Raw genomic sequence first — 23,902 nt, 5'->3', positions numbered from 1 at the left:
AAAAGGACCCATCCGGCCATCGGATCCACACTATGCACAAAGTCATCTCCCATCCCCCCGAAGCTCCGGAATCCTTCCTATCCCCCGCGTACGCGCAGAGAGCTATGAGCCAGCCCGCGCCGCGCCACCGCCTGCCGGACGGGGAGATGCCTCCGGAGATCGCTTATCAGCTCATCCACGACGAGCTCCTGCTCGACGGGCAAGAGAGGCTCAACCTCGCTACCTTCGTCACGACCTGGATGGAAAAGCAGGCCCGCGACCTGATGGCGGAGAGTTTCGCCAAGAATCTGGTCGACAAGGACGAATATCCTCAGACCGCGGAGATCGAGCAGCGCTGCGTCAGCATCCTCGGCCATCTCTTCCACGCTCCGGCCGGCGAGAATCCGATGGGAACCTCGACGATCGGCTCTTCGGAAGCGGCGATGCTGGCGGGCTTGGCGCTCAAATGGCGCTGGCGGAAGCGACGCCTCGCCTCCGGGCTGCCCGCCGATCGCCCGAATCTAGTGATGGGGGCAAATGTCCAGGTCGTCTGGGAAAAGTTCTGCCGCTACTTCGAAGTCGAGCCGAGGCTGATCCCGGTGACCCCCGGTTGCTACGTGACGACTCCGGCCGGGGTCTCCGCTCACGTCGACGAAAATTCTATCGGGGTGATCGGGATTCTCGGGACCACCATGACGGGAGAGTACGAGCCGATCGAGGAGATTCACGACGCTCTGGCCGCCATCGCGAAAACGAAAGGGTGGGAAGTCCCCCTCCATGTTGATGCGGCCAGTGGCGGGTTCGTCGCCCCCTTTCTCGATCCCCATCTCCGGTGGGATTTCCGGCTCCCTCTCGTCCAGTCGATCAACGTATCGGGCCACAAGTACGGTTTCGTCTATCCCGGCGTGGGATGGGTGCTCTGGCGTTCCCAGGAAGCGGTGCCCGAAGAGCTGATCTTTCGCGTCAATTATCTGGGAGGCGAGATGCCGACCTTCGGCTTGAACTTCTCCCGCCCCGGCGCTCCGGTCATCGCCCAGTATTATAACTTTCTCCGCCTCGGCCGCACGGGATACACCCGGATCTTGAAAGCGATCCGGGAAACCGCTCTCTTTCTCTCCGGCCGAATCGCCAAGATGGGTCCGTTCGATCTGGTCAGCGACGGCTCGCAGTTGCCGACCTTCGCCTTCCGGCTCAAGGAACCGGCGCCCTTGTCGGCGTTTTCCCTTTCCGAGCGGCTTCATGCACGCGGATGGCAGGTGCCGGCTTATACGATGCCTCCCGACGCCGAAACCGTTTCGGTCCTGCGCATCGTCGTGCGGGAGGGCTTTTCCCGAGACATGGCGGACCATTTCTTAAGAGACCTTCACTGGGCCGTCCAGACCGGCGCCGGGAAGCCGGCGACGCCTTCGGAAAGGCGCAAGCGGGCGAACCGCTTTGCTCACTAGCGGCCATTTCTCACCCATTGTGTAGCCGAGGGCGCCGGAAATGGGCTTAGGTGCAAGGCGGGGCGCAGGGTTTCCACCGGAAGCTGTACGAAGACGTACTGCGAGGATGGGAAACCAAGCGAAGGCAAAGCAGGGAAGCCCGGTTTGCAAGCCGCAGGAAAAAGCTTGTGACAAATTCCGGCCGGCTGCCCCTCGCCCATCCGCAGCCGAACTCACGAGCGCCGGCGAAACCCGGCCATATCCAGCGGGAGAACGCGATCCGTCGCATGGCCGGCCGAGAGAGCGGGTGAAGGGAATCGAACCCTCGCATGCAGCTTGGAAGGCTGCCGTTCTACCATTGAACTACACCCGCAGCGTTTCCGGCCTGGGCCCTGTAGGATTTGAACCTACGACCTTCTGATCCGTAGTCAGACGCTCTAATCCGCTGAGCTAAGGGCCCTGCGACAATGTTTCATCATGCACCGGGCCGCGGGCTTGGCAACCCGTTTTTCTTCTTTCCTGCTTTGTTCGCGGATCCGCCGGTGCGCTCCCGGGAAGCTACGGCCGCGCCGAGTCGGCCACGGCCTCCTCTCCTTTCCGGACCCGGCCGGGCCGCGACGTGAGGCTACGGCAGGCCTCCCATGGCGGGCGGCCGCGGTAGAAAGCATAGCGATCCAGGATTTCGCGCACATACTGTCTTGTCTTGGGAAAATCGATGCGCGCAAAGAAGGCGCGGCCGCTTTTCGGATGCGCCGGGTCGACCCAACGCAGGGCATTCCGGCGTCCGGCGTTATATTCGGCCAGGGCGAACACGGGGGGATTGTCGGTATCCTTCCAGCGGCGCAGCGCCCGAGCCAGATACCAGCTTCCGGCCAAAATACCGATCTCGGGATCGGCAAGCTGCTCCGGCCGGAAATCGGTCCGCTTCTCGCTGCGAGCCCAATCGAAGGCGGTCGTGGGACGGACCTGCATGAGGCCGAGCTCGCCGACACGCCCCACCTTGTTCAGGCGGAATCCGGTCTCCTCCCAAATGACCGCGCGGATCAGCAGAGGATCGACCCCGTAGCGCGCGGCCGCCTGCCGGACCTGCGCTTCGTAGCGGCTGTCTTCCCGCAGGACCATGCCTCGCCAAGCCCAATAGCCGAGCAGGAAGAGAAAGACGAGGGCGGCGGCCGACAATAATGCCCGGCGCATTCCGTCATTTTCCCTTGCCCGCCGGACCACGCAAGCCAATTGCCGGTAGTCGGGGCGCCGCTCGACAAAAGCTTGCCGCCGCTTCGCTCATGGGCAGAGAATCCAATCATGGCCCTGCAACCATCCGAGCGATCGAGCAAGAAAGAGCGTCGACCGGGGCGGAAGCGGTCGGAACCGACCGTGTCTCCGGGAAAGGACCAGAAAGCCCAGCACGCGGAGGTCGGCTTGCACGCCAAGGCGGTCGAAGCGGTTCCGGGCCAAATCGAAAAGCCGCGGCGCAGGCGGAAGAGCTCCGCTGGCGCGGCGGGCCCTCGTCGCAGGCCGGAGTCGGCTTCTGCCGCGGAGAACCGGAGAAAGATCCTGTTCGTCGCCGCGGAATGCGCGCCGCTGGTGAAGGTAGGAGGAGTAGGCGACGCCGTCGAAGGGCTCGCATCGGCGCTCGCCCGGCGCGGCCACGAGGTACGGATCGTTCTCCCCTTTTATGCCGCAATCGACCGCGAAAAGGCTTCCGCCCGCCTCCTCGGCTCCTGCTGCGTGCACATGGGGGATGGGCAGGAACATTGGATCGCCGTCTGGGAAACGGTCCTGGGAGCCGAGCGGGTCCCGGTGTGGCTCATCGATTACCAGAACTATTTCGGACGGCCCGGCGTCTATGACGAGCCGTCCGGAGAGTACGCGGACAACGCGTTCCGGTTCGCCCTCCTTGCGAAGGCCGCCCTGGAAATCTGCAAGTCTCTGGCCTGGATACCGGACGTCTTTCATGTCCATGATTGGCCGGGGGCGCTCGTGCCGGTCTTTCTCAAAGCCTGGCCGCATCTCCTGTCGCCTTTCGGCGCCAGCATCAGCGTGCTGACCATCCACAATGTCGGCCACCAAGGGAAGTACGGATCCGCCGTCCTCCCCTATCTCGGATTGGAGTGGGACCGGTTCCGGCCGGACTTCATCGAGGACTACGGCCAGGTGAACCTGCTCAAGGCGGGCATTCACGATGCCGACTTTCTGACCACCGTCTCCCCGGCTTACGCCGAAGAGATCCTCGAGCCGGTCGGCGGCTGCGGGCTCGCCCCTTTTTTGTCCGAACGGCGAAGCCGCTTGCGCGGCATCCTCAACGGCGTCGACCAGACGCGATGGGATCCGAGCACCGATCCGCTTCTTCCGGCGAACTTCTCGGTGGAAGACTTAAGCGGGAAGGCCCGGTGCAAGGAAACGCTCCAACGTCATTTCGGCCTCCCCGTTCGGCCTGACCTGCCGCTCTTCGCCATGGTCAGCCGCCTCCATCTTCAAAAGGGAATCCACCTCGTTCGGGAAGCCCTTCCTTCCCTTCTCCGGGAGGAGTCGTTCCAGTGCGTCTCTTTAGGATCGGGGGAACGGGAGTTCGAGGAGTTTCTACGCTGGCTCGCCCGCGAGTTCCCCGACAAGGTTGCAGCTTCGATCGGATTCTCCGAGGAGCTGAGCCACCGGATCTTTGCGGGAAGCGATTTCTTTCTGATGCCTTCCCTCTACGAGCCTTGCGGCCTAAGCCAGCTCTACGCGATGCGCTACGGCTCGATCCCCGTGGCACGCGCGACGGGAGGGATCAAGAACACGGTGATCGATCTGGAAGACAAGACGCGCCGCGGCACGGGCCTGCTTTTCTTCGATCCCACCGGGCCGGGGCTGGCCGCCGCCTGCCGGCGCGCTCTGCGCCTCTGGAAAAGCTCGCCCTCGACCCTGGCAGCGCTCCGTGCCGAGGCGATGAAGGTGCTTTTTCCCTGGTCGGAAGCCGCGCGGCAGTACGAAGAGGTCTACACCGAAGCGCTCCGGCACCGTCGCTATCCGGCGGAAGTCGCCGGATAGCGGTTTCTTGGACAAGCGGCGGCGGCCGCCGGGGATGCGATCCGCCCCTCCGCAGGGCGGGCACCGGGAATTGACCGCTTGTCCGCCTTCTTGTTATGTCCTAAAGCACAACACCCTAAACCAAAAGAGACGCAAAGGAGATGCCAGCATGCTGACAGTGGGCGATCCGTTTCCCAAGTTTACCCTGAAAGCCGTCCAAGGGGGGCCGGAAGGCCTGAAGCTCGACACGGCATTCACCGAGATTTCCGACCAGACGCACAGCGGCAAATGGAAGGTCCTCTTTTTCTGGCCGAAGGATTTCACATTCGTCTGCCCGACCGAACTGGTCGCATTCGGCAAGCTGATGAAGGAGTTCGCCGAGCGCCACGCCGTCCTTTACGGCGTCTCGATCGACAGCGAGTTCGTCCACCTCAACTGGCGGCTCCACCACCCGGAGCTGAAGGATATTCCTTTTCCCATGCTCGCCGATATCAAGCGGGAGCTCTCGAGCGCGCTCGGCATCCTCGATCGGAAGGAGGGGGTCGCGCTCCGGGCGACCTTCATCGTCGACCCGGAGAACGTCATCCGGTTCGTTTCGGTCAACGACCTTTCGATCGGACGCAACCCGGAGGAGGTGCTGCGGGTGCTCGACGCCTTGCAATCGGGCGAGCTCTGCCCCTGCAACTGGCGGAAGGGAGAAGAGTTCCTCAGGCCGGCGGCCGCCTGAGCAACCGGCAGGCTACAGGAACTCGACCGGATCGACATCCACGATGAGGTCGGCCTCCTTCCGGCGGCCGCGTTCCCCTAGCCACTGCTTAAGGCGGCGGGCGGCCTCGGCGATCCGCGATGTCTTAAGAAGGAGTTGAAAGCGGAAGGCGCCCTGAAGCCGGGCGATCGGGGCGGGCACCACCGGGCCGACTTCCGCGGATCCTTCAAGCCTTCGCCGGATCTCCGCAGCCTCGATTTCCGCCGTCCGCCGGCACAGATCTTCTTTTAGGCCCTTCCAAGTAAGGAGGATCAGGCGCAACGCCGGCGGATAGCCGAGCGACGTCCGAAATTCCAGGTCCTGCTCGGCGAAGCCGCGATAGTCGTGGTGCCGGGCGAACTGGATCGCCGGGTGCACCGGACAGCGGGTCTGGATCAAGACGACGCCTCGCTCTTCCCCGCGGCCGGAGCGGCCGGCGACCTGGACAAGCTGCTGGAAGGCGCGTTCGGCCGAGCGGAAGTCGGGCATGTGCAGCAGCCCGTCGATTTGGATGATCCCGACCAGGGTCACCCCGGGAAAGTGGAGTCCTTTGGCGACCATCTGGGTGCCGACCAGGATGTCGAAGCGGCGGGCGGCAAAAGCCGCCAAGGCTTCCGAAAGGGAGCCCTTCCGGGACATCGAATCCGAATCCATCCGCAAGACCCGGGCCGAGGGGAACGCTTGCTCGACCGACTCGACGACGCGTTCGGTTCCGGTTCCGAGCAGGTCGAAGCGCTTTCCGGAACAGGCGGAGCATGCTTCGGGGTAGGGTTCGTGGTGGCCGCAGAAGTGGCAACGGAGCCTTCCGGCCGCGCGATGATAGGTCAAGGCGACGCTGCAATCCGGGCACTCCCGGACGGCGCCGCACCCCGCGCACTGGAGAACCCGCGCATATCCCCGCCGGTTAATGTAGAGAATCGCTTGCTCCCCCCGCGCCAGTCGCTTCCCCAGCTCTTCCCGGAGTTCGCGGGAAAGCCAAGGGATTTCTTCCTTGGTCTCCTTGGCGTCGGCCGCCGGATTCCGCCGTTTGCCTCTTCTGCGCAGATCGACGATCCGGACCCAAGGAAGGGCGCGGTCCTGGACGCGGCTGCTCAACTCCAAGAGCCGGTATTTGCCCGCAAGGGCGTTGGCATAGGACTCGAGCGAGGGGCAGGCGGAGCCCAGGACTACCGGAATCCCTTCCCGGCGGGCGCGCATTACGGCGACGTCCCTCGCGTGATACCGCGGAGTCTCCCTTTGCTTGTAGGCGGGCTCGTGCTCCTCGTCGACGACGATGAGCCCGAGATCGCGCAACGGAGCGAAAACGGCGGAGCGCGCGCCGAGCACGATGCGCGCACGCCCGGAGCGAACGTCCCGCCACTGGTCGTGCCTCTCTCCAGGGGAAAGCCGGCTATGCCAGAGCGCCACCCTGCCGGGATGATCGCCGAACCGGCTCTGCACCTGCTCGGCGAGTTGCGGGGTCAAGGCGATCTCCGGAACAAGAATCAGCGCGGACCGCCCCTGGGCAAGCGCCTCCGCCACCGACCGCAGATAGATCTCCGTCTTCCCGCTGCCGGTAACTCCGAAGAGAAGGAACGCGGAGAACGCGTTCTCCCGAATCGCCCGCCGAACGGAGTCGAACGCCGCCGCCTGATCCGCGGTCAAGATCGGAAGGACCTCGTTTTTTTGAAGAGGGACGTCCAACGGATGCCGCCGTCGCTCCGCCTTCCGCAGGTCGATGAGTCCGCGCTTTGCGAGCCGATTCCAGACTTGCGGCCCGATTCCCGTGCCGGTGCAGAGCTCGGAGAGCCAAGCAGATCCCAGCTCGCGCAGCCGCATCCACGCCTCCTTTTCGCGCGGAGAGCAGCCGATCCGCTCGAGGGCTTCTGGGTCCGCTTCGCCAAGGCAGACGGCCCGCAACCGCTCCTGTGCGCGCGCCCGCCGGACCGGAGCGGGCAGAATGCAAGCGAGAGAGGCGGCCAAAGGAGCGCAATAGTAGTCGGCGACCCACGCGGCGAGTTGCAGGAGAGGAGCAGGGAGGTGAAAAGCGTCGGAGCAGATTCCGGCCAGCTCGCGCAATCCCTCGACGGCGGGCTCGGCCGGAAAATCGATGACCCAGCCCGTGGTCTCCGCCCGCCGCAACGGAACCCGAACGTGGGAACCGATCTCAACCCGGCCGGCGAGCCGTTCGGGAACGGCATAGTCGAGCAGGCAATCCCGCTTTCTCTCCAAGAGAACTCGGGCGATGGAACCTCGAGGAGCGGCGGAGGGCCGTTTTCCTTCCAAGAGCTCGTTCGGCATGGTTCGGGACGCGGCCATCGTATCCCGCCAGAAAAGCTCCCACCAACTTCCTTCTTAGGGTCCGCTTGCCGCCCGCCGACAGGACGAGTATGGTCAGGACCAGAGGATGGAGCGCCGCCGGCCTCTTCCGCGGCCAGCCTCTTCGCCCGGCGGGCAGCGGACGCGCGCGGCAAGAGAATTCACCGCCTTTGCGCGGCAACCGATGAACGATACCATTGCGGCACTCGCCACTCCCGCCGCACCGGCGGCCTTGGCCGTGATTCGGATCAGCGGCCCGGAATCCCGGAGGATCACCGAACTTCTGCTGCGGAAGCCGGTTTCCTGGCTCCCGCAAAAGGCTTGGTACCGGGAACTCTGGGACGGAGAGCAGAAGCTGGACGACGTCGTCCTTCTCTACTGGCAGCAGCCCCGCTCGTATACGGGCGAAGAGATGGTCGAAATCTCCTGCCACGGGAATCCGCTGCTGGTCGACCGGATCCTGGCGGCCTATTTCAGCCGAGGCGTCCGGGCGGCTCTTCCCGGAGAGTTCACCCAGCGCGCCTTCCTTCACGGCAAGCTCGATCTGACCCAGGCCGAGGCGATTGCAGACCTCATTCATGCCGGCAGCCTTCGCAGCCTGGTTGTCGCTCAGCAGATGCAGGAGGGGAGGCTCGGCCGTAAGCTGGCGGATGCCAGAGCCGAGCTTCTGGAGCTCATTGCGCACGCGGAAGCCTTCCTCGACTTTCCGGACGAGGACATTGATCCGGAGGTCGGGGAGGAAATGCTCCGCCGTATCGACAGGCTGCGGAGCGAGCTGGCCGCTCTGGCGGGAACCGCGCCCATGGGCCGTCTCCTTCGCGAGGGAATCACCGTCGTCTTGGAAGGCCCTCCGAACGTCGGCAAATCGAGCCTCTTCAACGCGATCCTGCGGCAGAACCGAGCAATCGTCTCTCCGCATCCGGGCACGACCCGCGACACGATCGAATCCCTCTGCCAGGTCGCGGGATATCCCGTCCGGCTCATCGACACGGCGGGCCGGCGGACGGCCGAACACCCGGTAGAGGCGGAAGGGGTGCTCCGGGCGGAGGAGGCGGTCCGCTCCGCCGATATCGTGCTCCACGTCTCGATCGCTTCGGAGCCGCCGGATGCCGATGTCTCCGCCCCCATCCCCCTTCTTCCCCATCAGCGGCTTTTGCGGATAGCCAACAAATCGGACTTGGGCGTTCACCCGGAGCACCGCTACCATCTCTGCGTCTCCGCGCTGACTCGCGAAGGGATGCCCGAGCTCGATCAGCTCCTAGCCCGGGAAATCGCGGCCCTAGGGCCCGACGCTGCTGCGGGAGGGGCGGTCAACGCGCGGCAGGAAGCCGCTTTGCGACGTGCGATCGCGGCGCTGGACCAAGCCGCCGATGCCTTTCGGGCCGGCCTCGCCTGCGAGCTCTGGTGCCTGGAGTTGCGCACGGCTCTCCAGGAGGTGGGAGAGATCACGGGCGCGGTGACAAGCGAGGAGATTCTCGACGAGGTCTTCCGGCGGTTTTGCATCGGGAAGTAATCCCTCCCTGCAGATCTGCCGCGGAGCGGGAGGCCAGCGGGAGTTTGCCTGCGGCCGCCGGCGCTTCATAATGCTCCAAGCAGACCGAAGGCCGAAAATGATCCCCGAGTCCGAGATACATGCGGCCGTCGCGGAAAAAAAGGCGAAGCGCGAGTCTTTCGGCGATTGGACGTATACCCGGCTGCTCCATGATTGGCACGGATGGCCGCGCGGCACTCTGCTGGCGGACGGAGTCGTCGTTCCCGGCTATCCGAAGATCGGGCGGGTACAGACTCTGGCGGGCATCCGTTCCCTCTTTCACGGCCCATTCTGGGTAGAAGAGAAGGTCGACGGCTACAACGTCCGTATCTTCCGCGCCGGCGATGCGCTTTACGCCGCCACTCGGGGCGGACTGATCTGCCCGTTCACGACCGATCGGATCGCCGATTTGATCGATCCCGCCGTTTTCTCCGCACATCCGGAATGGATTCTCTGCGGCGAAGTGACCGGGCCCGAGACCCCTTATGTCGAAGGCAGCTCCCCTCTGGTGCCCGAAGGAGTCGGCTTCTTCCTCTTCGATCTGATGCAGCAAGGCACGGAAGGATTTTTCCCGGTGCGCGAGAAACAGGCGATCGCCCGATCTTTCCGCCTCCCCGAGGTGCCCGGCCACGGTCGGCTGGAAGCCGGGGAGCTCGGATCCTTGCGGGATATCCTCCTCCGGCTCGACGCGGAGGGCCGGGAAGGAGTCGTCCTCAAGGAGGATTCTCTTCGAGGATTCCGCGCCAAATACGTGACGGGCAGCGCCGAGCTGGCGGATATCTCTTCCATGTCCCGTCGCTATCTCGATGTCCCCCCGGAGTATTTCACGGAACGGGTCTTGCGGTTGGCGCTCTTTCTCGAGGACATCGAAGCGCCCGATCGGGAAGAGTGGAACCGACGCCTAGGGGAGGCCTTTCTTTCCGCCCTTCACGAGCGAATCGGCTCGGCTCGGCGAGGCCGCTGTGTGGGATCGTTCGTCTGCCGCTTCCATGACCGCGAAAACGCTCTCCGGCTTCTCGAGAACATGGCGCGGATCCCCGGCCATGAAGGAGACACGCGCATGGTCTCGCTCGAAAAAGAAGCGGGATTCTGGGTTCTGCGTTTCGAAAAGCTCTACCGTTCAACCACCGGATTTCTCCACAACGCCCTCGGCGGCTCCCTTCGTTTCGACTAGATGGCGGAGCAGGTCGCGAAAGTGGCGTGCGTCGACCACGGCGACCCCGATCCGATCCGCCCACTTCCGCAACCCATGGTCGGCCGCGACCAGGCTCCCGTCGATTTCGAAGGCGAGAAGAACCACATCGACGTCTCCTCGGCTGTCGAGAATTCCCCGCCGCAGAGCTTCCCGGTAGCGCTCCCGGAGCTGGTGGAGGAGCTGTCCCATTTCGGCGGCTGCTCCCGCCAGCTTGGCGTGCTCCTCGGCGATGCGCAGACCATGGTCGATCCGTTTCCGGACCTCATCGATGAAGTCGTAAAGGAAATCCCCGGGAATCTGCAGATCCGATCTCCGTGGCGAACGGATCCGCACCACCGACTCGAAGTAGCCGATCAGCGGATCGAGGTCCCGCATCTTCCGCAGCTCCTCGTAGACGGAGAGCGGCATGAAGAAGTCCGCAGGCACTTTGCGAGCCAGATCGAGGAAGCCCCCCACCGCCGCCTCGTCCTCTCCGAACTGGGAGGCGACGTCCGGATTGGTGAAGATGCTCGTATCCAGGACGAACCGGTACATGGGCCCCACCAGCGCGCAAGACTAGGATGCCGGGCGGCGGCGATCCAGCCGTTTGTTGGTATTTCCGCTTCCACGGGTTGCGGATTGCCAACGGCCTTGAGCTTCCCGAGACTGTCCGAATGCTCTACAGCTCGCTCCTGCGCCGCCTCCTCTTTCTTCTTCCACCCGAAAGAGCCCACCATCTCGCACTGGCTTTCTGCGCCGATGTCCGGGTGCAATCGATGCTGCAGCGGGCCCTCTCTCCGCTCCCCTCCGGTCTGGAGCGGACGGTCTGGGGGCTTCGTTTCTCAACCCCGCTCGGACTCGCAGCCGGGTTCGACAAGAACGGTGTGGCCCTCGGGGCATGGGAAGCATTGGGCTTCGGTTTCTGCGAGATCGGCACGGTCACCCCAGATCCGCAAAAACCGAACCCTCCGCCCCGCCTCCGGCGCCTTTCCCGCTCGGAGGCGCTCTGGAACCGGCTCGGATTCCCAAGCGAGGGCGCGGAGCGAGTCGCCCGCCGGCTCGCCGGACTTCGCAACGCCGGGAGATGGCCGAGCTTTCCGGTGGGGATTAACGTCGGAAAATCGCGGCGGACGGAGCTCGATCAGGCCGCCGCCGACTACGCGCGGGCCTTCGCCCTCCTCCGTCCCTACGGCGACTTTTTCGTTCTTAACCTGAGCTCGCCGAACACCCCGGGGCTTCGCTCCCTCCAGCAGGAGTCCCATCTGCGGATGCTGCTGGAGGCGGTGGCCGCCGCCAACACCCCTCCGCCCGCCAAGCCCGTTCTGGTGAAGATCGCTCCGGATCTGGGAGAAAAGGAGCTCGGAGGCGTCCTGGAAGCGGTGCTGTCGGCGCCCTGCGACGGCCTGGTCGCGACGAACACCCTGCCGGCCCCGGGTCCTCGGGGGCTTATCGGCGGGCTGAGCGGCAGACCGTTGGCCAAGCGATCCACCGAGGTAATCCGGTTTCTGGTTCGGGAGAGCGGGGGCCGACTGCCCGTCGTGGCCGTCGGCGGAATCTTCGAGGCAGGTGATGCGCGCGAAAAGCTCGACGCAGGGGCGTGCCTGCTCGAAGCCTATACGGGCTTTGTCTTTCGGGGGCCGCTCTTCGCCCGCGAGATCGGCCGCGGACTCCTACAGGGCCGGAGCCTCCCGTAAGCGCTCCCGGAGAGCATCGGGATCGGAAATCGGCTCCGAACAGGAAAAGGATCGGCAGAGATAGGCGACCGGAGCCCCCGCCCGCAGAGAGAGGGAGAGATAAAACTCCTCTTTTTCCCCCAGGAAAGGGTAGCGCCTTCCCGGCTCGACGGCCAGAAGAAGCCTGCGGGAGGTGGGAATGCCGGCTCCGGACGCCAGAAGGGCTCGGGTTCGCGGATCGCTGCGAGCGCCGACGATGACCACCGATACCGGAGGCCGGGTCGAGTCGAGATAGGCCGCCAGAAGCTGCGGGAGGGACCCAGGCGCCTGGGTGAGCAGGCCGGCTTCGGCCCGGAAGAGTTCGTCGAGCCGTCCCGGCCACCTTTCTTCGGGCAGCAGGGCGGAAAAGCGCAGTAGGTTCGCCGCCGCCAGCGAAATGGCGGCGGGCTCGGCTCCGTCGTGCTCCTCCCGAATCCGGAACGGAATCTCGCTTCTCTTCTCTTCGCTCGTCCAGTAGCCGCCCGATGCGGGATCCCGGAACAGGGCTTCCATCCGATCTTGAAAAAAGCATGCCCTTTCGACCCACTCGGCCTCCTGCGTCAGCTCGAAAAGATCGAGGAGCGCTTGCACCAGCATCGCATAATCCCCCGCAAAGGCCTCGACCTCGCCCCGCCCCTCCCGATAGAGACGGAAGAGCTTTCCGGTCGCGGCATCGAAGAGCTGGCTGAGGAGAAACCGTGCCGTCCGCTCCGCAGCGACCTGGTAGCGCTCCTCATCCAGGCATAGCCCTGCTCGGGCCAGAGCCGAAACGGCAAGGGCGTTCCACCCGAGCACGACCTTGTCATCCTTCGTAGGCCGGGGCCGCCGCTCGCGAGCGGCAAAGAGCTTGGCGGCCGCCGCCCGCGCTTTCCGCTCCGCTTCCTCTGGGGACAGACCGAGCCGCTGCCCGACCTCCTCGATCGGCTCCCGCTCGAAGAGAATGTTTTTTCCGGCCAGCTCGCGGTGCGGATCCGCATCCGCCGGGATGTTTCCTTCGGGCCGCACACCCCACAGGTCGCCGGCTAGGCGCGCTTCCGCCGGATCGAGCAGCTCCGCAATCTCCGTTCCGGTCCAAAGATAAAAGGCACCTTCCCGAGCCGGCCCCCCTTCCGGAGGGACGCTGTCCGCATCCTCCGCGGAGGCGAATCCTCCGTCGGGGAGCTCGAGGTCGCGCAACAGATAGTCGAGAATCTCCCGGACGACCGACGCGAAGCGCGGATCCCCGTTGCCGCAAAAACACTCCAAGTAGGAGCAAGCCAGCTGCGCCTGGTCGTAGAGCATCTTCTCGAAATGGGGCACTTGCCAGAAACGGTCCACCGAATACCGGTGAAAGCCCCCCCCGATCCGGTCGCGAATGCCCCCGCGGGCCATCATCTCCAACGTCCGCTCGGCCATCGACCAGGCGCGTCTGCCCTCCGGCCGGCCGGCACGGGCCGCTGCGTAACGCAAAAGGAAGTGGAGGGCGGCCGGCCGGGGAAACTTGGGCTTGGGCCCGAAGCCGCCCCATTCGGAATCAAACGTCCGCGAAAACTCCTCCAAGGCGCGCTCCACCGCCCGCTCTCCATCCACCGGCCCGGAGCCGCCCGCCGCCAAGGCCTCCCGGAGCCGCGCTGCGACCTCCTCTCCCCGGCGCACAAGCTCCTCCCGATGGCGGGACCAGAGATCCGCAATCCGGTCGAGAACGGACAGGAACCCCGGCAGTCCCCAGCGGTCGTTCTTCGGAAAGTAGGTCCCTCCGTAAAACGGCTCGAGGTCCGGGGTGAGCCAGACGCTCATCGGCCAGCCCCCCTGCCCCGTGGTCGCCTGGACGAAGGTCATGTACGCCTGGTCCACGTCGGGCCGCTCCTCGCGATCGACCTTGACCGGCACGAAGGCCCGATTGAGCCTTTCGGCGACCTCCGCGTCCTCGAAGGATTCGTGGGCCATCACATGGCACCAGTGGCAGGTGGCATAGCCGACGGAGAGAAAGATCGGCTTCCCTTCGGCCTTCGCCTTGGCGAAGGCCTCGCTCCCCCATGGATACCAGTCGACCGGGTTCCCGGCGTGCTGCCGGAGGTAAGGGCTTCTGGCGGTCGCCAATCGATTCATCCGGCCTCCAAAGTCCTCTTCGCCTGCGGAACGGTCAGCTTCCCGCCGATCGGCAGCAGATGCAGGTCGAGATCCGCAGCGGCGAAGGCTTCCTGAGCGGCCTGCTTATCGATACGAATGCCCTCGAAGGTATCGTAGTGCACTCCAAGGACACTCCGGCACTCGAGGAGCTCCGCCGCCCGGATCGCCTCCTCCACTCCCATCGTGAAGGTGTCACCGATCGGAAGGATGGCAAGGGCGATCGGATGATGCATCTCCCGGAGCAACTTCATGTCCCCGAAAAGGGCGGTGTCGCCGGCATAGTAGATTGTTCCTTCGGCCGCGCGGATCACGAATCCCCCCGCCGGTCCCCCGTAGCTGCCGTCCGGAAGGCTGCTCGAATGGAAAGCCGGAACGTAGTGGACCAAGCCAAAGGGCCACCGCTTTTTCCCGCCCAGGTTCATCGCGTAGACGCGCTCGACCCCCTGCTTGACTAGCCATTCGGCCACTTCGAAGCTCGATATGACGAGCGCTCCGGTCCTCTTGGCGATCTCGGGGGCATCGCCGATATGATCCGCATGGCCATGCGAGAGGAGAACGTAGTCCGCCGGGATCTCCCGGGCGTCTAGGCCGGCCGCGAGCGGGTTGCCGCTGAGAAAGGGATCGAAGAGCAGGTGCGCCCCGCCGATTTCCAGGACAAAGCACGAATGTCCGTAGTAGACGACCTCCATGTGGACCAGTCTAACCGCCCGCCCCGGCTCGGAACAAGGGCGGGCTCGGAAGCGGGCCCTTTTGACCCCGCCCCCCCTCTTGCGCGCAGGAGGCCGCGCCGGCGTACCGCGGTTATTCCGCCGCGACCCGCTCGGGAGATCCTCCCCGCAGCAGAGCAGCGGGTGACGCGGATTCCCGCCCCCTATTTCCCAATTCGACCGGGATCGCGACCGGGACCGGCGGATCGAGGTCGAGCCAGGCGAGGATTCCTCCGGCCGTGAAGATCCGCTTCACGCGGGCCGGACTTTCCTTCGTAACTTCGATCAAGTCGCCGTATTGTATCGTCTTCGGTTGATACACACGGAAGATTACCCGGTGGACCGGCTCTTCCGCGCCGACCACCAAGTATGCCAAGTACGGCAAATAGAAGGTCAACGCCGCGCTGATCCCCGTTTCCAGCGCGCGCCGGGTTTCCATTCCCGCCGGCGTGGCGGATACGATCCCCTCGCGTAGGTTCGAGCGCGCGCTGAACCTCCCCCAGGTCCATACATTTTCCGGATGGACGCCTTCCGCCTTGGCGATCGCGCCAAGCTCCCGGAACGGGACGATTCTCCGGGGAGGATAGCCTCCTGCCCCGTTCCCCGCCCTCGATTTCGGCGGCCAAGCGCCCGCTCGGCCCGCACCGTCCTGGGACTCGATCGTCGGGGCGCTCTCGAGGGCGAGGCGGGCGATGATGCCGTCGACTCGCGCGACCTCCAAAAGCTTCGCCGGCCGGTCCCGGGATACCGCGAGCTTGGTCCCCTTCCGAATCTCCGGCAACGGCTGGTTGGTTCGGAAAACCACCCGCCGAAACACAAAATCTCCGGGGTTGTTTAGAAAGCTGAAGTTTTCTTCCCAATCCGGCAGATTGACGCCTTCGTTTACCGAGGCGAGAAAGACTCCGCCGGATACCGGCATGCGAGCGGTAAACCTACCGTAGACCCAGACGTTTCTTGGGTGAGGCCCTTCCCGCTTTTCGAGCCCGGGGAGATCCTCGAAACGCACGATCCGTCTTTCCGGTGCCGGGACCGGTTCTTCGGCCTTCGCTTCCGACGCCGCCCAAAGAGCGCCGATCACGGCTGCGGCAACCAGGAACCGCCGCAAGGATCTTGCGCGCGCAGACATCGCTTGCCGCCTATCGAGAAGAAGGCGGGAGCGTTCCTGGGAAATCGAAATCATTCCGTCAACCCATACACCAGCCCGCCACCAGACCCTGCGCTTACAAGCGCCTCTCCCCTTGGGGACCGTTCCCGCAAGCCCAATTTCCACCCGCCGAGCGGAGGCGAGCGCAGAGATCGGCCCCGCAATAGGATTGATTTGACGCCGCTTGCGCAGAATTGCTAGCATCTATTTTGTCGATTATCCCTCGGTCCACTCGGGCGACCAGCCCGCGAACCCCGCAACCGGAGGCTACTCGTGAAAGCATTTGTCATGCGCAGGATCGGCGAAGTCGGTTTCCTGGACAAGCCGATTCCGAAGCCGGGACCGTTGGACGCAGTGATCCGCACCACGGCCGCCTTGATCTGCACCTCGGACGTTCACACCCTGCATGGCGCCATCGGCCCGCGACAGGATTTGACCTTGGGCCATGAGGCGGTCGGAGTCGTTCAGGAGGTGGGAAGCCTGGTCAAGGAGTTCCGCCCGGGCGAGCGGGTCCTGGCCGGCGCCATCACTCCGGACTGGAGCGACCGGGCGGCACAGGCGGGACATTCTTCCCAGTCCGGCGGCGCACTCGGCGGTTGGAAGTTCTCCAACGTGAAAGATGGGGTCTTTGCGGAATATTTTCATGTCAATGACGCCGACGGGAATCTGGCTCACATCCCGGATGGAGTCAGCGACGAGAAGGCGGTCTATTGCGCCGACATGATGAGCACGGGCTTCATGGCAGCTGAAAATGCCGACCTCCCGATTGGGGGGACCGTTGCGGTCTTTGCCCTTGGGCCGGTAGGGTTGATGGCCGTGGCCGGAGCCCGACTGCGTGGGGCGGGCCTTGTGATCGGAGTCGATTCCGTGCCAAGACGCCTCGAACTGGCGAAACACTATGGGGCGGACATCGTCGTCGACATGAGCCAAGATGACCCGGTGGCCCGAATCCTGGAGATCACCGGCGGCGAAGGAGTGGATGCCGCGATCGAGGCGGTCGGGATGGACACCGCTTTTCAAAACGCCGTCCGAGTCACCAAGCCGGGCGGAACGATTTCGAATGTCGGCTACCATGGATCCGGCGAGTTCGTCCATATTCCTCGCGACGCTTGGGGAGTTGGCATGGCGGAGAAGACGATCCGGACGGGGCTCTGCCCCGGCGGTCGTCTGCGGATGGAGCGGCTCCTCCGGATCTTGCAAAGCGGGCGGCTCGATCCCACGCGCCTGACGACCCACCGTTTTCGCTTCGAGGAGATCGAGCGCGCGTTCGAGATCATGGCCAAAAAGCTCGAAGGCGTCCTCAAGCCGCTCATCCTTTTTTAACGGACCGGGAGAGCGCTCTGCCGCTTGGCGGCCGGGACCCCCTCTCCCGCCAGAAAAGCCGACCCGCAGGCCTACTGGCTGCCGAAGCTGTAGCTCGGCTTGAGCGACGGGAAGGCCTTCAAGGTCGCGCCGATCGAGCCCATGATGATCGACTGGGCCCCCGGATAGCTGTAGTCCTGGAAGTTGAACGAGATCATCCAGTCCCCCAGATCCCGGTAGACCGAGATCGTCTTCATGATGATGGCACCGACCTCGCTCATGTACAATAGGCTCCCGCTCACCTGCCAATTCTCGTTGAGCCGCCAAAAGTCGGACAGATAGATGCTGCTCTGCACGTTGGGGGAGATTTGCGCGATGATCGGCACCATATTGTTGATCGGCAGATACCCGCCGCCGATCATCGCAACCGGAAGAAAGCTGCTGGGGATCGTCACGTGATCCAAATACTGGTATCCGACCGTGAGCTGGTTCGACCGGTGAAACTGCCAGGATATGCTGTTGTTGAAGTTGGTGAACCCCTGGTCGTACGTAGGTAAAGCCAGATCGATGTGGTAGGTCAGCCAGGGCACGGGCATAAAGTCGAATGTGCCGTAGACCTCGTTGACCGTGTCAGTCGTCGGCATAAGAAGCGTATTATATTTCCGATCCCAGTTGGCATCGGTGAAGAGCGTTAGCTCCGCCAGATCGTAGTTCTGCCCGTTGCGCTTGGTCTGGAGCCGCTGAGTCATCCCGGCGCGCAGGAAGGTCATGCCGAAGAAGGAGTCGATCGAGGGATAATCGATCGGGTTGATGAGCGAAGGGGTAATCGTCGGAAAGAGACTGTCGAAGCCCAAGATGTTGTAAGGGTTGCCGTAGGGGTTCGGAATGTACTGGAAGGTAGCGAAAGGTTGCACCACGTGGCGCAGCCCGTGGATCCCCAGAACCTCGCTCTCCACGTCGTTCCAGGTCTTCGACAGCTTGAAAGAAGTGTCCAATCCGGCGATGAGCAGACCGCGATCGAAGGTAAGCTGCGACGGCTGCCGCAACGGCATCGGAGCATAGAACGCATTGCCGTAAACGTTCTGATCCGACCAGTAGGTACCTTCGACGCCCAGACGCGGGGTGAGGGAAAGCCAATGAAAATATTCCTTGGGGTAGGAGATCTGTTGCAAGGTATCCCAGCGCCAGCCGCCGTAGTTGCTCAAGAGGTACGCATTATCCAACCCATGCTGCTGGTAGAACCGATTCAGGGGAAACCATGGATAGTACAGACCAAACAGATTGCCCGTCAGCGGATTGAGGTTGGAGAACTGCTGCTCGAAGTTGACCACGCTCCAGCGGCTTTCGTAAGCGATCGGGCTATGGAAGATCTTCGAGCGGTTGGTTTCAAAGTCGAGCTCCGGCAGGCGGTTGAGCCCGTTGAAAAAAGGCATCAAGTTGTCCTGCACGAGCAGGTCGAGCGTGAAGCCGGTATGGTAGTAATTGAGCCAGGCCACATTGTTCGGCTGCCGATTATAGGGATAGAGCCCGTAAAAGAAGTCCTCCATGATGTAAGGATCGGTCCAATAGTTGAGATCCGTAGTCAGCGTGAGATCGGGCCCAAGCTCGTATCGCTGCTGCAGGCTTGCCATCAACCGTTGCGGGCCCACGTCGTAGCGGGGGAGAGAGGAGTAGTTCAGCGTATAGCCGAAGTCATTCGGCAAACCGAAGATACGTAGATCCGCAAAGCCATTCTGCGGCCGATAGCGAAAGAGGCCGCCCAACGCAAGGCCCCGGTCTTGGTAATAGGTCAGGTTGAACCGGGCGGAGAGGCTCGGGTTGAATTTCCAATTATAGAGGATGGTGCCGAACCATCCCCAGTAGGCGTTGTCCCCTGCCGTAAAGAAGACGGTGTTCGAATCGCTGTCGAGCGATTGGCTGATCGCAGGAAGCCAGAGCACCGGAATGTTGCTTATATAAATGACGACGTCGCGCATGACGACCCGGTCTCCGGAATAGATGTCCATCGTCCGAGACTTCACCCGGAGGGAGGGATTCTCTCGATTCTGCACCGTGTACATGCCGTGATCTACATGATAATGATCGGTCTCCGGTGTCGTGAGCTTTTCGCCGCTCGCCAGGAGCGGGAGGTCTACCATGCCCCAGTCGCTCGCCGTAATCGCCTTGGTGTCGATGTTGAAAACCATGTGGGCGGCGCGGAAGATCTTCTCGCCGGTGTAGACGCGAACGTTTCCGTCGGCGAAGATGTTGCGCGTCCGGTTGTCGAAGCTGACCCGGTCGGCGTACAGGGTCGTTTCTCCGTAATGGACGACAACGTTCCCTTCCGCGGTGGCGATCCCGCCCACAAAGTGGGTCTCCTCGGCGTTGATCTCGACCGGCACCTGGCCCGGCGGACGATCCGGATCGTTCGCCGAGAGCGCGGGAAAGGAGACGGAGGGATTCCCAAAAACGGACGACAGAACGAGCACAAGCCGCATCCAGAGGCGCCGGACCCGGCTTCCTCGCGTTTGGGCTCGTATGGCTGCCATTGGTTTTCCCTCTCGCGGCACGCCGAAAACGAAGGCGCCCGTTCCTACATCCGACTAACCGGACGGGAAGCAAAACGCACGGTGAGATCGACTACTCGGCGGATCTCCTCAGGTGTCAAGCCCGGAAAGATCGGAAGGGCGAGCGACTCCCGGGCGAGACGCTCGGCTACGGGAAGCTCTTCGGCTTCCCCCTCCTTGTCAAGAAAACAGGGCTGCCGATGGAGGGGTAAAGGGTAATAGACTTCGGTTTGCACCCCCTCTTCCGCGAGAAACCGGCGAAGCCCGTCCCGATCCGCCGGATAGCGGATCACATACTGGTTCCAGGTGTGCTCGCCGCGCACGTCCCGCGGCAAAAGAATCGGAGCCGGCGGTGGGCCCAGGGGGACCTCCGCCTCCTCCCCGCAGCACCGGCAGGGCTCCGGACAGAGAGCAGCCGCACCGCTGGCCAGGAAGGCTTCTTCATAAAGGGCAGCGTTGCCCCGTCGCGCCTCCAGAGCGGCTTCGACGCCCGGCAGCCGCGCCCGGAGAAAGGCGGCTTGCAGCGCATCGATGCGAAAGTTGCCTCCGACCCACTCGTGCCGATACTTGATGCGGGAGCCGTGAACCCGGAGGGCGCGGACCTTTTCGGCAAGCGCTCCGTCCTCTGTCGTCACAAGGCCGGCATCGCCGAGCGCCCCCAGATTCTTGGTCGGAAAAAACGAGAAGCAGCCCAGGGTCCCCCGTCCGCCCGCCGCCTTGCCCTCGGAGCGAGCCCCGAAGGCTTGCGCCGCATCCTCGATCAGGGCCATGCCGGACTCGCGGCTCAGGCCAAGCAGCCGACTCATGGCCGCCGGCTGGCCGAAGAGGTGGACGGGAATCAACGCCCGGGTCCTTGGCGTCCTCTTCCGGACGACCTCCCGCGGAGAGAGATTCCAGCAGCCGGGACAGGAGTCGGCGAAGACAGGCTTCGCTCCGGTCCGGGCGATCGAGCCCGCCGTGGCGAAAAAGGTATAGGCCGGACAGATCACTTCGTCGCCGGGCCCGACGCCTAAGGCCACGAGGGAGAGGAGGAGGGCATCGGTTCCGGAGGAGACGCCGATTGCATGGGTTACGCCCAAGAAATCGGCGCACTCCCTCTCGAAAGCGGCCACCTCTTCCCCCAGGATGAACCGCCCGCTGGCCAGCACCCGGTCGAAGGCTTCCTTCAGCCGCGTCCTTTCCTCGGGAGCAAGCCGGCTGAAATCAAGCAAAGGAATCTTCGTCATCCCCACACCGGAGGCGTCCGATCCTCCTCCACGAGCTTCCGGAGATAGTCGCCGTAGGCCGAGCTCCCCATCCGCCGGGCTTGCGCGAGGACGGTTTCCCGATCGATCCATCCTTTGCTCCAGGCAATTTCCTCCAGACAGGCGATCTTCAATCCCTGCCGGTGCTCGATCGCCCGGACGAAGGCGCTGGCATCCGCAAGCGCATCGTGGGTACCCGTATCAAGCCAAGCGATCCCGCGGCCGAGGGTCTCTACCCGGAGGGTCCCTTCCTGCAGGTAGCATCGGTTGAGATCCGTGATCTCGAGCTCCCCCCGGGCCGAAGGAACAAGAGAGCGGGCGAACTCCGGAGCTCTTTTGTCATAAAAATAGAGACCGGGAATCGCGTACGGCGACTTCGGCCGCTTAGGCTTTTCCTCGAGCGAGATCACCCTTCCGCTCGCGTCGAACTCGACGACACCGTAGGAGGTCGGATCCGAAACGCGATAGGCGAAGATCGTCGCCCCTTCGGTGGCCGCAGAGACGCGGCTAAGGGTCCGGCTCAAGCTGTGCCCGTAGAGAAGGTTATCCCCGAGCACGAGGCAGGAGGGCCTTCCGGCCAAGAAATCCTCCCCGATCACGAAGGCCTGCGCCAGGCCTTCCGGGCGGGGCTGCTCCGCGTAGGAGAAGCGAACGCCGAGTGCGCTCCCGTCGCCCAGCAGCCGCTCGAAGAGAGGACGGTCGTGCGGAGTCGAGATGATCAAGATTTCCCGGATGTCGGCGAGCAGGAGAACGGAAAGCGCATAATGGATCATCGGCTTGTCGTAGATCGTCAAGAGCTGCTTGCTCACCGAGAGGGTGGCCGGATACAGGCGCGTCCCGAGACCCCCGGCGAGCACGATCCCTCTTCGCTCTCCCATATCAGCCTCGCAGAAGCCCCAGCCGCTCCCGTGCAAACCCGTCCCGTCGCACCGCTTCGCACCATGCTCCGTTCCCGCAGTACCAGTCGATGGTTTTCCGAAGGCCGCCTTCCAGAGTTTCCCGAGGCCTCCAGCCTAGCTCCTGCCGGAGCTTGCTCGAATCGACCTCATAGCGGAAGTCGTGTCCGGGCCGGTCGGCCACGTAGGTGATCTGGTCCCGGTACGAGCGCCCCGGACGGAGGGGCCGGATTTCACCCATCAGATCGCAGAGCCGTTCCACCAGCTCGCGGTTCGAGCATCCGTCGCCGCTGCCGATATGGTAGGTCTCCCCCGGCTTGCCTCGGAAGAGCACCTCGCGCAGAGCCCGGCAATGGTCCTCGACATAGAGCCAATCCCGCCGATGGCGGCCGTCCCCGTAGACCGGGAGAGGCTTCCCCTCCAGGAGATTGAGGATCATGAGGGGAATCATCTTCTCCGGAAACTGCCTGGGCCCGTAGTTGTTCGAACAGTGGGTCACGATGGCCGGAAAGCCGAAGGTCTTGACGTAGGAGCGGACGAAATGATCCGACGCCGCCTTCGAGGCGGCATAGGGACTCGACGGGGCGTACGGAGCTCCCTCTCGAGTCGGCGCTTCCTTCGCCCCGAGCGACCCGTAGACCTCGTCGGTGGAAACGTGAAGAAAGCGGAACTTCTCGCGCTCGGCTTCCGGGAGCTCCCGCCAGTAGGAGCAGGCCGATTCCAACAGGCGCCAGGAGCCGACGACATTGGTGTAGACGAAGGGTTCCGCGCTCTCGATCGACCGATCGACATGGGTTTCGGCCGCGAAATGGACAACGGCCTCGATCCGGTTTTCGCGCAAGAGGCGGCCCACCAACGCCGCATCGCCGATGTCGCCCCGCACGAACCGGTGGCTGCCATCATCCGGGAGGCCGATCAAGTTTTCCCTCCGGCCCGCATAGGAAAGCTTGTCGATGGTCACCACCCGCTCGGGCCGGGGTCCTTCCCGGAAAAGGAGATGGAGGAAGTTCGAGCCGATGAATCCGGCCCCGCCCGTAACCAGCCAACGACCCGTTCCCGCCATCGACCGCCCTTCTTTTCTACGCCGCTTCCGGCTGCCACCGGCTCCATGCGCGCTCCACCGCCTCATGCACCTCCTCCAGGCGGATTCCGAGAGCGAGAAGCTTCGAGCTGTCGAGGACGCAATTGGAGCGCGGGGCACGTGTCACCTTCCGGAACGCATCCTCTCCCGGGAAGAACGCGAACCGCTTGCCCGACGCAGCGAGCCGCCGCCCGAAGGAAGAGCGATGGAGGAGCTCGATCACCTCGCGGGTGGTTACGGACCCTGGATTGACAACGTTGTAGATTCCAAAGGGGGCGCGCCGTTCCCAGCATTCGAAGGCTGCGCGGACAAAGTCGTCCAGCTGCGAGAGGGAGTTCCGCGCATCGAGGAGGCGTTCGTAGCGCAAGAGCTTGCTCAGGTAGTTCTTGGACGAGTCGATCTCGTTGAAGGGAATCCGAAGCCTCCAGAGATAACAGCTACAGGCGCCGGCCAGGATCTCTTCGCCGAGGGCCTTGGTCCCGCTGTAGAAGCTGCTGTTGTTGGTCCGGAAGCAGAAGTTGGGCGGGTCCTCTTCCCGAAAACCAAGCCGCTCCCCGTCGGGGCCCTCGCCTCGATCGCCGGTGTAGATGCATCCGGAGGAGACGTGGCCCCAGGGGAGCCCGCGTTCCGCGCAGATCTTGGCCAGGATTCCGGGAAGCACCGCGTTTCCCAGCAGGCATTCGGCCTTGTGGTCTTCGCAGGCATCGACATTGGGTCGACCCGTGTAACCGACGGCGTTGATGAGGAAGGTCGGCTTGACTTCATCGAGAAAGCGGGCGACGGATTCCGGATGGAGAAGGTCAACTTCCTTCCGGGACGGCGCCGCACACGGAATCTCCCGGCGGAGGAAGTACCGCCGGAAAGCGCTTCCCACGTACCCGGAACCGCCGAGAAGTGCAATCTTTTCCAATGCGCCCTCTGATCCTTTGCTGATCCTTCGTCAAGCCTTTCGGCTCCGCCACCCGGGCGGACCATTCTCTCCTAGAGAGTCTGCCCACGCA

General features: G+C 63.9%; 18 protein-coding genes and 2 tRNA genes. 7 read left to right on the top strand and 13 right to left on the bottom strand.

From position 1 onward, the window contains the following. Positions 1-32: 32 nt before the first annotated feature. Positions 33-1,424 (top strand): glutamate decarboxylase, encoded by a 1,392-nt coding sequence (locus MTHMO_RS00275; RefSeq protein ID WP_202213003.1) that lies wholly within the window; start codon positions 33-35, stop codon positions 1,422-1,424. 281 nt (positions 1,425-1,705) lie between these two features. Here MTHMO_RS00275 and MTHMO_RS00270 read toward each other — a convergent pair. The 3 genes from MTHMO_RS00270 to MTHMO_RS00260 form a co-directional block, all read right to left on the bottom strand. Then, positions 1,706-1,776: transfer RNA gene (locus tag MTHMO_RS00270), tRNA-Gly, on the bottom strand. Between the two features lie 13 nt (positions 1,777-1,789). Then, positions 1,790-1,863, bottom strand: a tRNA-Arg gene (locus MTHMO_RS00265). A 98-nt stretch (positions 1,864-1,961) separates the two neighbouring features. Continuing rightward, a complete protein-coding gene (locus MTHMO_RS00260) occupies positions 1,962-2,597 on the bottom strand; it encodes a lytic transglycosylase domain-containing protein (protein ID WP_202213002.1) in 636 nt (211 codons plus the stop codon). A 108-nt stretch (positions 2,598-2,705) separates the two neighbouring features. Between MTHMO_RS00260 and glgA the strand changes: the two genes are divergently transcribed. Further along, positions 2,706-4,433, top strand: a complete 1,728-nt coding sequence (gene glgA, locus MTHMO_RS00255) for a glycogen synthase GlgA (protein ID WP_237394661.1) — start codon at positions 2,706-2,708, stop codon at positions 4,431-4,433. Between the two features lie 148 nt (positions 4,434-4,581). Continuing rightward, a complete protein-coding gene (locus MTHMO_RS00250) occupies positions 4,582-5,139 on the top strand; it encodes a peroxiredoxin (protein WP_202213001.1) in 558 nt (185 codons plus the stop codon). A 12-nt stretch (positions 5,140-5,151) separates the two neighbouring features. On the opposite strand, the gene priA is transcribed toward MTHMO_RS00250, so the two are convergent. Further along, entirely contained in the window at positions 5,152-7,455 is a 2,304-nt protein-coding gene (priA, locus tag MTHMO_RS00245) for a primosomal protein N' (protein WP_202213000.1), read from the bottom strand. 184 nt (positions 7,456-7,639) lie between these two features. Here priA and mnmE point away from each other — a divergent pair, with 184 nt between their 5' ends. Together mnmE and MTHMO_RS00235 are read left to right on the top strand one after the other, a co-directional pair. Next, complete coding sequence (gene mnmE / locus MTHMO_RS00240) at positions 7,640-8,968, top strand: tRNA uridine-5-carboxymethylaminomethyl(34) synthesis GTPase MnmE (protein WP_202212999.1); 1,329 nt, start codon at positions 7,640-7,642, stop codon at positions 8,966-8,968. Positions 8,969-9,065: 97 nt separating this feature from the next. Beyond that, positions 9,066-10,160, top strand: a complete 1,095-nt coding sequence (locus MTHMO_RS00235; RefSeq protein ID WP_202212998.1) for an RNA ligase — start codon at positions 9,066-9,068, stop codon at positions 10,158-10,160. On the opposite strand, the gene MTHMO_RS00230 is transcribed toward MTHMO_RS00235, so the two are convergent. Further along, on the bottom strand, positions 10,107-10,715 hold the full coding sequence (locus tag MTHMO_RS00230) for an RNA ligase partner protein (RefSeq protein ID WP_202212997.1): 609 nt from the start codon (positions 10,713-10,715) through the stop codon (positions 10,107-10,109). The two genes, MTHMO_RS00235 and MTHMO_RS00230, sit on opposite strands and share 54 nt — an antisense overlap. Positions 10,716-10,834: 119 nt before the next feature. Here MTHMO_RS00230 and MTHMO_RS00225 point away from each other — a divergent pair, with 119 nt between their 5' ends. Beyond that, positions 10,835-11,854, top strand: coding sequence for a quinone-dependent dihydroorotate dehydrogenase (locus tag MTHMO_RS00225; RefSeq protein ID WP_202212996.1), 1,020 nt, complete (start codon positions 10,835-10,837; stop codon positions 11,852-11,854). Here MTHMO_RS00225 and MTHMO_RS00220 read toward each other — a convergent pair. From MTHMO_RS00220 to MTHMO_RS00210, 3 genes are all read right to left on the bottom strand, one after another. Further along, positions 11,831-13,960, bottom strand: a complete 2,130-nt coding sequence (locus MTHMO_RS00220; RefSeq protein ID WP_202212995.1) for a thioredoxin domain-containing protein — start codon at positions 13,958-13,960, stop codon at positions 11,831-11,833. The two genes, MTHMO_RS00225 and MTHMO_RS00220, sit on opposite strands and share 24 nt — an antisense overlap. Beyond that, complete coding sequence (locus MTHMO_RS00215) at positions 13,957-14,670, bottom strand: metal-dependent hydrolase (protein WP_202212994.1); 714 nt, start codon at positions 14,668-14,670, stop codon at positions 13,957-13,959. The genes MTHMO_RS00220 and MTHMO_RS00215 overlap by 4 nt, the downstream gene beginning before the upstream one ends. A gap of 112 nt (positions 14,671-14,782) precedes the next feature. Beyond that, complete coding sequence (locus tag MTHMO_RS00210; RefSeq protein ID WP_202212993.1) at positions 14,783-15,868, bottom strand: hypothetical protein; 1,086 nt, start codon at positions 15,866-15,868, stop codon at positions 14,783-14,785. A 237-nt stretch (positions 15,869-16,105) separates the two neighbouring features. Here MTHMO_RS00210 and MTHMO_RS00205 point away from each other — a divergent pair, with 237 nt between their 5' ends. Beyond that, positions 16,106-17,155, top strand: a complete 1,050-nt coding sequence (locus tag MTHMO_RS00205) for an NAD(P)-dependent alcohol dehydrogenase (RefSeq protein ID WP_202212992.1) — start codon at positions 16,106-16,108, stop codon at positions 17,153-17,155. 71 nt (positions 17,156-17,226) lie between these two features. Here the strand turns inward: MTHMO_RS00205 and MTHMO_RS00200 are convergent, their stop codons facing one another. The 5 genes from MTHMO_RS00200 to MTHMO_RS00180 are packed head-to-tail and all read right to left on the bottom strand — an operon-like array spanning position 17,227 to position 23,811. After that, the gene (locus MTHMO_RS00200) at positions 17,227-19,662 is read right to left on the bottom strand and encodes an LPS-assembly protein LptD (RefSeq protein WP_202212991.1); all 2,436 of its coding nucleotides are present in this window, start codon (positions 19,660-19,662) and stop codon (positions 17,227-17,229) included. A gap of 44 nt (positions 19,663-19,706) precedes the next feature. Next, entirely contained in the window at positions 19,707-20,906 is a 1,200-nt protein-coding gene (locus tag MTHMO_RS00195; protein ID WP_202212990.1) for a DegT/DnrJ/EryC1/StrS aminotransferase family protein, read from the bottom strand. Then, entirely contained in the window at positions 20,903-21,802 is a 900-nt protein-coding gene (rfbA, locus tag MTHMO_RS00190; RefSeq protein ID WP_202212989.1) for a glucose-1-phosphate thymidylyltransferase RfbA, read from the bottom strand. The genes MTHMO_RS00195 and rfbA overlap by 4 nt, the downstream gene beginning before the upstream one ends. A gap of 1 nt (position 21,803) precedes the next feature. Further along, complete coding sequence (gene rfbB, locus MTHMO_RS00185; protein WP_237394660.1) at positions 21,804-22,883, bottom strand: dTDP-glucose 4,6-dehydratase; 1,080 nt, start codon at positions 22,881-22,883, stop codon at positions 21,804-21,806. A 16-nt stretch (positions 22,884-22,899) separates the two neighbouring features. Then, entirely contained in the window at positions 22,900-23,811 is a 912-nt protein-coding gene (locus tag MTHMO_RS00180) for a sugar nucleotide-binding protein (protein ID WP_202212987.1), read from the bottom strand. Positions 23,812-23,902: the final 91 nt, after the last annotated feature.

Source organism: Methylacidimicrobium sp. AP8 (genome assembly GCF_903064525.1).
GTDB lineage: Bacteria > Verrucomicrobiota > Verrucomicrobiia > Methylacidiphilales > Methylacidiphilaceae > Methylacidimicrobium.
This window is presented reverse-complemented; position numbering and strand designations above follow the sequence as displayed.